This is a genomic window from Salinibacterium sp. dk2585 (genome assembly GCF_008001035.1).
GTDB lineage: Bacteria > Actinomycetota > Actinomycetes > Actinomycetales > Microbacteriaceae > Homoserinimonas.
This window is the reverse complement of record NZ_CP042856.1, coordinates 53,805-63,685: the sequence shown is the minus strand read 5'-3', so window position 1 is coordinate 63,685 and position 9,881 is coordinate 53,805. Positions and strand designations below refer to the sequence as shown.

Below are 9,881 nucleotides of genomic sequence, written 5' to 3'. Positions count from 1 at the left end.
GTTCGTCCCCTGTGCTAGTTCGTTCTCAGGGCGGCGCGGACGCTCGTGAACTGCCCCTCGACCGCGCGTGCGGCGAACTGGTAGCGCAGGAGGGTGTCGACGTTGGAGAGCGTCTCGGTGTCGAGGTTGACGTTGTTGCCATCCAGGCGGGTGGGCTCGAGCGAGTCGGCCACGGTCGCGGCGACGGCGCCATCACCCTCGCGCACCGACTTGGCGAGGGCATCCTCGAAGAGCACCCGCTGGGCCTTGTAGCCGGGGGTGTTGACGTTCGCGATGTTGTTGGCGATGACTCGCTGGCGCTGCGAGAGTCCGTCGAGCGCGCTGCCGAGGGCGAGCGAGGTCACAGATTCGAACACTGTCGTCCCGTTTCATGGATGGTGTGGTTCCGGCCGATCCATGGCCTGGGGTGCGAGCGATCCCTGCTCTTGTTCAGCTATCGGCACCGGTGCCGCAGCCGTTAGGTGCTTTTCAGTTATTGGTCTGACGCCAATCCCATCGATGCGTTCCGTTGTGCTCGTCGCTGCCGTTCCTGGGGCCGCATCGCGCACTCTCAGACGCATCGTTGGTGCGGGAGTCAGCCCGCGACGTCGAGATAGACGGATGCCGCGGCATCCGTCACCGCCGGCACACTCCGCAGCGCGGCAATGTGCCGCCCCACGTCCTGGCGTTCCTCGTCGAGCCGCGTCATGAGGTTCCGCTGCGCATCGAGGATGCGGGTGGCCCGGTCGACGAGTTCGGCCGGCATCCGGCCGAGGCCCTGCGGCGGCGTCCACTGGGCGCCGCGCCCGCTGACGACATCGTCGGCCCACTCGAGCTCGCGCTCAAGCTCGTCGAGCGCGGCGACCCACGCGTCGAAGCTCGTGTCGGGCATTGCCATGCTCACGCGACCCCGAGGGTGCCGCCGAGGCTGCGCTCGACGGGCGGGGCCGCGGCGGTTGGCGCCTGCGCGGCCGCCTCGTGCCAGGTCTGACGCAGCGGCTCAAGCAGGGTGATGCACACGCGCGTGCTCTCGACGTCGCGGTGGATGTTGGCGAAGACGAGCGCCTTCGTCGCGAAGGTGTACACGCCGAGGAGTCCTTCGGCACCGTCCCACTCGTCGACCTTGAGCGAGGAGGTGAGCTCCGCGAGGATGTCCTGCGCGTGCAGCAGGTGGGTCGACGCCGACTCCCAGTCTTCGATGTCCTGCGCGATCTCGGCCCGCTGCAGGTCGAGGATGAGCCGGTCGTAGAGCATCGTGAGCAGGCGAGCGGGTGAGGCGTTGAGGATGGCTTCGCGTGCGTAGTCGGCACGGCGGGCGTCGATTCCGTACATCGTCATTTCTTGCTGCCTTCATACGTCGGGAGGGAGGCGATCTGGGAGCTGAGCCATGAGGACTGCGAGTTGAGGGCGCTCATGCGCACCTCGAGGGCGGCGTAGGTGCGCTCGAGGGTGGACTGGCGCTTGGCGAGACGGTTATCCCATTCGGCGACCTGGTCGTTGAGGTTGCGGGCGAGGGATTCCTGGCCCTTGATCCTGCTGGTGAGCACGCCGTCGTACTTGTCGGACTGGATGCCCGCGGCATCCGCGACCCGCGTCGCAAGTCCCGCGAGGGCCGACTCGACCTTGGTGGGGTCCTCGGTGAGGGCGGCGGCGAACTTCTCGGCGTCGAACTCGATCGTGCCGGTCTTGGTGACGCTGATGCCGATCTCCGACGGCGAGTGGCCGTTGATGGGCATCGAGATGGCGGTCATGAGCGACTGCTTGGCGGCGCGCACGGTGCTGTCGCCCTGGAAGATGCCGCCCTCGGTCTTGGGGTTGCCGCTCGCGTCGGTCGTCGTGGTGACCTTGCTGCGCGAGTCGATGAAGCTGAAGACCTCGGTGAGCTTCGTGATGAAGTCCTCGGCGACCTTCGTGGCGCCCTCCGTGTCGCGGGCGACCGTGAGGGTGACGGGGTCGGCGGATGCCTTGCTCACCGTCACGGCGACACCCGGGAGGAGGTCGTCGAAGGTGTTGCTCGAGGAGGTGACGGTCTGCTCGGCGGCGGTGCCTGCCCACAGCTTCACCGAGGCATCCTTCGCCTCGCTCGTCTCGGTCGTGGTCAGGCCCGTGACAGTGAAGGCGGACGCCGCGCCGGTCTCGGCCGAGGTCAACTGAAGGCGGTACTGGTTCTCGCCGAACTCGTCCTTGCCTGCGGAGACCTTCATGGCCGTCACCCCGGCCTCGGAGTTGTTGATGGCCGTGAGAAGGGAATCGATCGAGTCACCCGTGACCGTCACGGGGCCGTTCGCGCCGTCGATGGTCAGGTCGCCCGTCCAGGCTGTCATAGCCTGCGAAACGGATGTCTGCTTGGTGGCAAGCGATTCGACCACGATGTCGAGCGACCCTGCCCCGGCGCCCTTGCCGACCGTCGCGGTGACCGACTCGGAACTGCTGCTTGCCGTGTGCAGGTCGAGGGCCTCGGGCTTCCCCGTCGTCTTTGCCAGCTCGGCGAGGTCTGAGATGCGGGTGTTGAGCGCCTGCAGCACCGTGACGGTGCTGGTCGTGACCGTCGCCTTGTTCTTGAGGAGGGTCTGGGGGATCGCCTCAAGCTGCATCAGCTGCTTGATGAGCGAGGCGCTGTCGAGCCCGCTGGCGAGGCCCGGAAGGCTGATGCCCATGACACTCCCCCTCTAAGAAGTCATATGGATGGTTCGAATACAGAGACACCTGGGGTGCCCGCGCGAAGAGGTCCAGTTCCGCGCGCGAGCACCACCAGGTGTGGTCTAGCTACTCTTCGGACTAGCCGAGGAGCTGGAGAACGCCCTGGTTCGACTGGTTCGCCTGCGCGAGCATGGCGGTACCGGCCTGCGACAGGATGTTCGCGCGGGTGTAGTTGACCATCTCCGACGCCATGTCGGTGTCGCGGATGCGCGACTCGGCAGCGGCGAGGTTCTCCGCCGACACGTTGAGCGAGTTGATCGTCGACTCGAAGCGGTTCTGCACGGCACCGAGCTCGGAACGCGACGTCGAGATGTTCGTGATGGCCGTGTCAAGCGCGGTGATCGCGAGTGCAGCAGCTTCAGCGTCGTTGAAGTCGATCGTCATGGTGGCCGTGCCAGCAGCGCCGGGGGTCGGGTCCACAGGCGGCGTGGCATCCGGGTCACCAGGCGTGCCAGCCGTGCCCTCCGTCAGCGTGACGACACCGGCGAGAGCCGTCGTCAGGTCAGCGAGGTTGACGCTGATCTGCGATGAGGCATCGCCGTTGGCGCCGACCTGGAAGCTCATGGAGCCACCCTTGAGGAGGTCGAGGCCGTTGAAGTTCGTCGACTCCGAGATGCGACCGAGCTCGGCGGTCAGGGCAGTTGCCTCCGTCGCGATGGCGGTGCGCGACTCATCGTTGTTCGAGTCGTTACCCGCCTGCACCGCGAGGTCACGCATGCGCTGCAGGATGGAGTGAACCTCGGTCAGGGCGCCTTCCGCGGTCTGGATGACCGAGATGCCGTCCTGGGCGTTGCGCGCCGCGACGTTGAGTCCGCCGACCTGCGAGCGCAGGCCCTCGGAGATCGCGAGGCCGGCCGCGTCGTCTGCAGCACGGTTGATCCGGAGGCCACTGGAGAGTTTCTCAAGCGACTTCGAGAGGTCGTTCTGCGTGTTGGACAGGTTGCGGTACGCGTTGAGCGCCGCAACGTTGGTGTTGATCTGCATACCCATGGTGTTTTCCTCCGTGATGTGGGTGGTGTTCGCCGGCCCATCCATGGGCCGGTAACTCTAGCTATCGGCTGCCTCTCGGCATCCGTTAGGCGATTTCTGAATTCAGGAGCTGGGGGGCCGGGAACGCCGCCCGCGACATGCCACTGAAGGCCTGGTCGGCGAGGCGCGCAAGGTAGGCGCTGCGGCTCGCGGCCGAGATGCGCGACTGTGGCTCGTGCTCGCTCTCGTCATCAGCGAAGTGCGTGTTCATGCCATCGCGCAGGAGGCGGATCGCCTCCGAGCGCTGCTGCGACACGGCCGAGTGGGTGATGCCGAGCTCCTCGGCCACCTCCTTGACCGTGCGGTCCTCGAAGTAGATCGCCGTGATGATGTGGCGCATCTTCTCGGGCAGCACATCGACGGCCGAGCGCACAAAGACGGTGCGCTCGTTCTCGAGCAGCTGCTCCTCCGGCAGCACGGTCTCGGCGACGAGCTGGTCAGAGGTGACGTCATCGAGCGTCGTGACGTGGCGTGAGGCATCCGCCATCGCCTGCTGCGCCTCGTCGCGGGTGACGCCGAGGGCGTTGGCGACCTCGTCTGCGGAGGGGCGGCGGCCGAGAGCGGCGGTGAGCTTCTCCTCGACCGCGAGGGTCTCCTTGATGCGCTTGCGGGTGCCGCGGCTCGCCCAGTCCTCGGAGCGCAGCTCGTCAGAGAAGGCACCGAGGATGCGCTTGCGGGCGTAGGCGCCGAAGGGGATTCCCAGCTCAGGCTTGAAGGACTCGGCGGCCGTGATGAGGCCGATCGCGCCCGCCGATGCCAGGTCGTCGCGGGAGAGGTGAGTGGCGCGGGCGCACAGCTCGGAGACGAGGTAACCGACGAGCGGCAGGTTCTCCACCACCAGTGCGTTGCGTGTGGCTCTGTCCACAGCTGTACCCCCGTTTGTCTCGATCTCTTGCATTTGCGTTCGCGGGTAAGCGAGGTGACGGGCCACGTCTCAACCGGGAAGGAGACTCGGATGACGCGGGGCTTCGGGACCCTGCGCGCCTCGAACTCGGTTGCTGTCTCCCGGGCCTGACCCGAGCGACAGTGGAGACTCTATGGAGGGAATGCGAGGCCACGGAAGCAGGTTCGGCTTATTCAGTTAGCGACGTGTCCCCCCTAGGGGGGAGCACATCCCCACAACTGGGGTACGGCGAATCTTCAGCCGGGGTACAGAAATTTCCGCTCGATTCGCCTTACCGAAACGGCCCCGCTGCCGACAGTCCACCGTGGCGACACCCGAGACCAGATGAACGGAGAGCACCGTGGGAGCAAACGAAGTCTCCGCCACCCTGTGGCGCGAGCGTGAGCTCCTCGAACTCCTGCTCTTCAAGCTCGAGGAGGAGCAGTTGCTGCTCACCACCGGCAAGACCCGCTGGCTCCCCCATGCCACGCGCGAGGTCGAGCAGGTGCTCGAGCGCCTCCGCGCCCTCGGCCTCACCCGCACGGTCGAGGTTGCAGAACTCGGCGAGCAGTGGGGAACGGCAGCGGATGCCACGCTCCGCGACCTCGTCGCAGCCGCCCCCGCCGAAGGGCCCTGGGCCGAGATCTTCGCCAACCACCTCACCGCCCTCGGCGAACTGACCGCCCAGATCGGCCAGTTGCGCGACATCAACGAACAATTCCTGCGCTCCGCACTGCGCTCAACGCAGGAGACCCTTGCGAACCTTGGCGGAGACACGGGAACCTACGGCGCCACCGGCGAGACCATTGACACCGGCAGCGCCCGCCTGATCGACGAGAGATTCTGACCATGAGCACCTTCAGCGGGCTGAACACCGCCTACACCGCACTCAATGCAGCGAGGCAGGGCCTCGACGTCGTCGGGCAGAACATCGCGAACGTCAACACTGAGGGCTACACCCGCCAGCGCCTGACGACCTCGTCGATCGGCGGCGTGGCCCAGACGGGCCCGCTCTCCCACGGCACGCGCGTCGGCCAGGGCGTCTCGGTCGAAGGCATCGCCAGGCTCGGCGACCTCTTCGTGGACTCCAAGGTGCGCTCCTCGGCGGCATCCGCTGGGTTCTGGAACCTCAACGCACGCGCGCTCTCGAACATCGAGGGCATCCTGCAAGAGCCGGGAAAGAACGGCATCTCGGCGCAGCTTTCCGAGTTCTGGGCCGCCTGGCAGGACGTCTCCAACCGCGCGGGCGAACCGGCCTCGGCGGGCGTGCTGCTCGAGCAGGCCGGCGTGCTGACCTCCCGCATCGGCAAGGCCTACACCGACATCGAGAACGAGTGGGCCGGCATGCGCGCCCAGACCAACGGCATGGTCTCGGAACTCAACTCGGCAGCCCAGCAGGTCGCCGACCTGAACGGCCGCATCCGTTCCGCCATCGCAGCGGGCGGCTCCGTCAACGAGCTGCTCGACAAGCGCAGCACCCTCACTGCCACGATCGCGAGCCTCGCCGGCGGAACCGCGCGCGAGACCGCCGACGGCACCGTCGAGGTGCTCATCGGTGGCAACGCGATCGTCTCCGGAGACACCTTCCGGCCCGTCACTGTCGTGGGCGGGCTCCGGATGCAGGACGGGCTCACCAACGCCGTGCAGCTTGAGTGGGCACACCGACCCGGGTCGGCGATCGCCCTCGATGGCGGCGAGCTCGCGGCATCCGTCGCCATCCTTGCCCCGACGGACGGCAACGGCACGGGCGGCACCTTCGCCGAGGCGGCCGAGGCACTCAACCTCTTCGCGCAGGCCCTCGCCGAAAAGGTCAACGCAGTCCACCAGACCGGTGTCACGAACGCGGGTGACCCGGGTGGCCCGTTCTTCCAGATCGACGGGGTGCTTCCCGCCGCCCGCGGCATCTCCGTCGTGCCGACCGACCTGAGCGGAATCGCATCGGGCGCGGTCGGTGCTGGTGCCTACGACGGCACGATCGCCGACGCGATCGCCCAGATCGGCCTTGACCCCGAGGGCCCTGATGCGCTCTGGTCGTCGATCGTGACCGGCATCGGCGTCGCCTCCCGCACGGCGGTCCAACAATCGGCCCTCGCCGATATCAGCGCGAATGCCGCGGTCGGTGCCCAGCTCTCAGCCTCCGCCGTCGACATGGACGAGGAGAACATCAACATGCTCACGTACCAGGTCGCCTACCAGGGCGCCGCGCGCGTCATGACCGCCGTCGACGAGATGCTCGACACCCTCATCAACCGCACCGGCGTGGTCGGGAGGTAGACCGTGATCACGAGAGTCACCAGCACCGCGCTCATGCGCTCGGCGCAGCAGAACCTCCAGGGCGTCATGGCCGGGCTCGGCGAGATGCGCGACCGCGCGACCTCGCTCAAGCGCATCGGCGCGCCCTCCGACGACCCCATCGGCACCGCCAACTCGCTGCAGGTGCGCGCGGAGCAGCGGGCCAACGACCAGTACAAGCGCAACATCAGCGACGGCCTCGGCTGGCTCACGACGGTCGACTCGACCCTCACCAACGTCGCCGGACTCATGGACCGAGTGCGCGACCTCACGGTGCAGGGAGCCAACGACGGGGCCATGTCGCCGACCGCGAAGGAAGCCATCGCGGTGGAGCTCGAGAGCCTTCGCAGCGACCTGCTCGCCCAGGCGAACACCGCCTACCTTGGCCGCAGCATCTTCGCCGGCAACTCGGATGCTGGCCACGCGTTCTTGGGTGCCGACTCGGCAACGCCCTACGAGTTCGCAGGTGCCCCCGGAAGCACGGTTGAGCGCCGCATCGACTCCGAAACGACCGTGCGGGTCGATGCCGACGGTGCCGCGATCTTCGGCGCAGGGCCGACATCCGTCTTCGCCCTCGTCGACTCCATCGTCGCCGACCTCCGCGCGGGCACCAACATCGGGCCGAAGCTGGGCGAGATCGATGCCAGACTCGAAGTCATGAGGGGGCACCGTGCCACGATCGGAACCCGGCACGCCCAGATGATGCGCGCCGAAGAAACCAACTTGCTGCAGTCGGTCTCACTCGAGACGCAGCGCTCCGGCATCGAGGACCTCGACCTCGCCAAGGCCGTGCTCGACCTCCAGATGCAGGAGGTCTCCTACCAGTCCGCGCTCGCGGTGACCGCCCGAGTGCTCCAACCGACCCTGATGGACTTCCTGCGATGACCGCCACCCTCACCTTCGTCGTCCCGCCCCCCGGCTTCGCGCCCCACGTCGACTTCGTGCTCGACGAGGTGAAGGGTGCCGTCGGGCTGTTCACGCTCCGCCCCGCGGCGGAAAGCGCACTGCGCCTCTACGTGCTCGACGCTGGCGCCTACCTCCCCGCCTACACGCCGGAACTCAGCGACCAGCAGGTCGCGAGCCTCGGCCTGCAGTCGCCGGACGACGCGCTCGTGCTCGTTGTCGCCAACCCCGGCACCGACGGCACGACCACAACCAATCTCATGGCACCCATCGTCGTGAACTCGCGCACGGGCGCGTGCGCCCAGTTCATCCTCGACAACCAGAACTGGCCGCTCCGCGCGGAACTTGCCCGCGCCTGAGCTTTCCCAACTCAGGACCTGGCTTTCCCAACTCGGGACCTCGGGCGCCTTGACTCCTGAATTGTGAAAGCGCTCAGCGGCGCACGTCGTGCGCATGGTGCACGACGTCGTGCAGCATGTACCTGCCGAGCGACTCCACCGTGAAGAGCGAGCCGTTGCTGCGTCGTCCAGGGCGGATCCACTGCTCCATCGCGAGGTTCTCGTAGGCGTCGGCGATCGCCTCGCCCGCCTCAACGATCTCGCCCACAACAGTCTGGGGGTCCTGCTGGCTGTAGCGGCCGGCAAGCGCCGCATCATCCGCGCTCCAGTCCGCAAACTGCGGGTCGTGTTCGCCGAGCATGAGCCGCAGGCGCTCGTGGAACAGTCGGTAGACGTCTCGCACGTGTGCGCCATATTCGAGCGGCGACCAGGTCGAGTCATCCGGTCGCTGTCTGACATCGGGGCGATCGAGGAGGCCGGGCCACGCGCGGGCGTTCTCGCGGATCATGGTCGGCATGTCGGCGGCGACGAAGGATGTCGCGTCGAAGCCGCACTCGGCGCAGGAGCGCGAGAGCACCCAGGTCCAGTCCTTGGTATCAGGCGTGATGGGCATAGCTCATCTTGGCACTCAGGGCGAACGAGTACCGTAGCGTTCATGCCAAGCTTCTCCCCCGAGGTCGTCGCGGCCGTGCTGCATCACATGAACGATGATCACCGCGACGACAACCTCCTCATCGCGCGGGCGTTCGGCGACCGTGCCGCGGACTCCGCGACCATGGTCGACCTCAGTGAGCACGAGGGCCGCTGGATCTACACCGTGGGCGGCGAGGAGCATCCCCTCGGCGTGCCGTGGACGACCACCATCAGTGAGCGTGCCGAGATCCGCCGTGAGATCGTCGTCATCTACGATCGCGCGTGCGCCGAGTTGGGCCTGGAACCGCGGCCCCACTAACCCCACACATCCGCTCACGCCACGCCGCTGACGCGGTCCACGAGCCGGAACACCCTTGCGGTGAGTGCGGGTGGCTCCGATATGGTTAGGGCATCCTTACCTAACTGGAGTTTCCGTGGCCGAATCGATTCCCTTCTCGCAGGCCCTTCGTGAGCGCACGTGGGCGAGCCACGGCCAGAGCGAAGGCGCCGGCTTCATGACCGACCTCATGAAGGGCACCGGCACGCTCGACGACTACACGCAGCTGGTCGTGCAGCACTGGTACATCTACGACGTGCTCGAGCAGGTCACCGCGGGCATGGCTGACGATCCCATGGTCGGCGCGATCATCGCCCCGGAGCTCGTGCGCATGCCGGCGATCGAGGCCGACCTCGACCACCTGATGGGTGACGGATGGCGCGACCGCATCAGCCCCGTGCCCGCGACGATCGCCTACTGCGAGCGCATGCGCGAGGTCGCCGACTGGAACGGTGGCGTCATCGCCCACCACTACACGCGCTACCTCGGCGACCTCTCGGGCGGCCAGCACATCGGCAAGCTCATGCAGCGCCACTTCGGCCTCGGAGACGAGGGCGTCGCGTTCTACCGCTTCGAGAGCATCCCCTCGGTGACGGAGTTTAAGGACGCCTACCGCGACGCCCTCGACGCGATCGAGTGGACGCCCGAGGAGCGCGAGCGGGTCATCGACGAGGTGCTCGTCGCCTACGACTTCAATACGCAGCTCTTCCACGACCTCGACGCGCAGAAGGCCTCCGCCGTCGCGTAGCGTTCACAATTCAGGAAGGACGCCTTCCCTTCCTGAATT

At 67.2% G+C, this 9,881-nt stretch carries 13 protein-coding genes; 6 read left to right on the top strand and 7 right to left on the bottom strand.

Translation table 11 applies throughout. The annotated features are described in order from the left end of the window. Positions 1-14: 14 nt before the first annotated feature. The 6 genes from FVA74_RS00355 to FVA74_RS00330 form a co-directional block, all read right to left on the bottom strand. Positions 15-356, bottom strand: coding sequence for a flagellar basal body protein (locus FVA74_RS00355; protein ID WP_147719808.1), 342 nt, complete (start codon positions 354-356; stop codon positions 15-17). Positions 357-574: 218 nt separating this feature from the next. Beyond that, positions 575-871: a hypothetical protein gene (locus tag FVA74_RS00350; RefSeq protein WP_147719807.1), complete on the bottom strand. Its 297-nt coding sequence runs from the start codon at positions 869-871 to the stop codon at positions 575-577. Between the two features lie 8 nt (positions 872-879). Next, positions 880-1,317, bottom strand: coding sequence for a flagellar export chaperone FliS (gene fliS, locus FVA74_RS00345; protein ID WP_147719806.1), 438 nt, complete (start codon positions 1,315-1,317; stop codon positions 880-882). Continuing rightward, complete coding sequence (gene fliD / locus FVA74_RS00340) at positions 1,314-2,636, bottom strand: flagellar filament capping protein FliD (RefSeq protein ID WP_147719805.1); 1,323 nt, start codon at positions 2,634-2,636, stop codon at positions 1,314-1,316. Before fliD ends, fliS begins: the two co-directional genes overlap by 4 nt. Before the next feature lie 121 nt (positions 2,637-2,757). Further along, the gene (locus FVA74_RS00335) at positions 2,758-3,669 is read right to left on the bottom strand and encodes a flagellin (RefSeq protein ID WP_147719804.1); all 912 of its coding nucleotides are present in this window, start codon (positions 3,667-3,669) and stop codon (positions 2,758-2,760) included. 85 nt (positions 3,670-3,754) lie between these two features. After that, positions 3,755-4,573: a sigma-70 family RNA polymerase sigma factor gene (locus FVA74_RS00330; protein WP_147719803.1), complete on the bottom strand. Its 819-nt coding sequence runs from the start codon at positions 4,571-4,573 to the stop codon at positions 3,755-3,757. A 379-nt stretch (positions 4,574-4,952) separates the two neighbouring features. On the opposite strand from FVA74_RS00330, the gene flgN reads away from it, so the two are divergent. Genes flgN through fliW form a run of 4 tightly spaced genes read left to right on the top strand, consistent with a single transcriptional unit; the run spans position 4,953 to position 8,145 of the window. After that, positions 4,953-5,438 carry a flagellar export chaperone FlgN gene (gene flgN, locus FVA74_RS00325; protein ID WP_147719802.1) on the top strand — a complete coding sequence of 162 codons (486 nt, stop codon included), beginning with the start codon at positions 4,953-4,955 and terminating at the stop codon, positions 5,436-5,438. A 2-nt stretch (positions 5,439-5,440) separates the two neighbouring features. Continuing rightward, positions 5,441-6,865, top strand: coding sequence for a flagellar hook-associated protein FlgK (gene flgK / locus FVA74_RS00320; RefSeq protein WP_147719801.1), 1,425 nt, complete (start codon positions 5,441-5,443; stop codon positions 6,863-6,865). 3 nt (positions 6,866-6,868) lie between these two features. Then, on the top strand, positions 6,869-7,768 hold the full coding sequence (gene flgL / locus FVA74_RS00315; RefSeq protein WP_147719800.1) for a flagellar hook-associated protein FlgL: 900 nt from the start codon (positions 6,869-6,871) through the stop codon (positions 7,766-7,768). Next, on the top strand, positions 7,765-8,145 hold the full coding sequence (gene fliW / locus FVA74_RS00310; protein ID WP_147719799.1) for a flagellar assembly protein FliW: 381 nt from the start codon (positions 7,765-7,767) through the stop codon (positions 8,143-8,145). The genes flgL and fliW overlap by 4 nt, the downstream gene beginning before the upstream one ends. A 73-nt stretch (positions 8,146-8,218) precedes the next feature. On the opposite strand, the gene FVA74_RS00305 is transcribed toward fliW, so the two are convergent. Next, positions 8,219-8,737, bottom strand: coding sequence for a DinB family protein (locus FVA74_RS00305; RefSeq protein WP_147719798.1), 519 nt, complete (start codon positions 8,735-8,737; stop codon positions 8,219-8,221). Between the two features lie 42 nt (positions 8,738-8,779). Between FVA74_RS00305 and FVA74_RS00300 the strand changes: the two genes are divergently transcribed. Further along, on the top strand, positions 8,780-9,076 hold the full coding sequence (locus FVA74_RS00300; protein ID WP_147719797.1) for a DUF2470 domain-containing protein: 297 nt from the start codon (positions 8,780-8,782) through the stop codon (positions 9,074-9,076). Between the two features lie 115 nt (positions 9,077-9,191). Then, on the top strand, positions 9,192-9,842 hold the full coding sequence (locus FVA74_RS00295) for a heme oxygenase (biliverdin-producing) (protein WP_147719796.1): 651 nt from the start codon (positions 9,192-9,194) through the stop codon (positions 9,840-9,842). The last annotated feature ends 39 nt before the right edge of the window (positions 9,843-9,881 follow it).

What these genes read in the sequence shown, in the direction of transcription:
- FVA74_RS00335 (WP_147719804.1), bottom strand. Translation starts at nt 3,669, where the DNA reads ATGGGTATGCAGATCAACACCAACGTTGCGGCGCTCAACGCGTACCGC.
- FVA74_RS00350 (WP_147719807.1), bottom strand. Translation starts at nt 871, where the DNA reads ATGCCCGACACGAGCTTCGACGCGTGGGTCGCCGCGCTCGACGAGCTT.
- fliS (WP_147719806.1), bottom strand. Translation starts at nt 1,317, where the DNA reads ATGACGATGTACGGAATCGACGCCCGCCGTGCCGACTACGCACGCGAA.
- FVA74_RS00305 (WP_147719798.1), bottom strand. Translation starts at nt 8,737, where the DNA reads ATGCCCATCACGCCTGATACCAAGGACTGGACCTGGGTGCTCTCGCGC.
- FVA74_RS00300 (WP_147719797.1), top strand. Translation starts at nt 8,780, where the DNA reads ATGCCAAGCTTCTCCCCCGAGGTCGTCGCGGCCGTGCTGCATCACATG.
- fliD (WP_147719805.1), bottom strand. Translation starts at nt 2,636, where the DNA reads ATGGGCATCAGCCTTCCGGGCCTCGCCAGCGGGCTCGACAGCGCCTCG.
- flgK (WP_147719801.1), top strand. Translation starts at nt 5,441, where the DNA reads ATGAGCACCTTCAGCGGGCTGAACACCGCCTACACCGCACTCAATGCA.
- fliW (WP_147719799.1), top strand. Translation starts at nt 7,765, where the DNA reads ATGACCGCCACCCTCACCTTCGTCGTCCCGCCCCCCGGCTTCGCGCCC.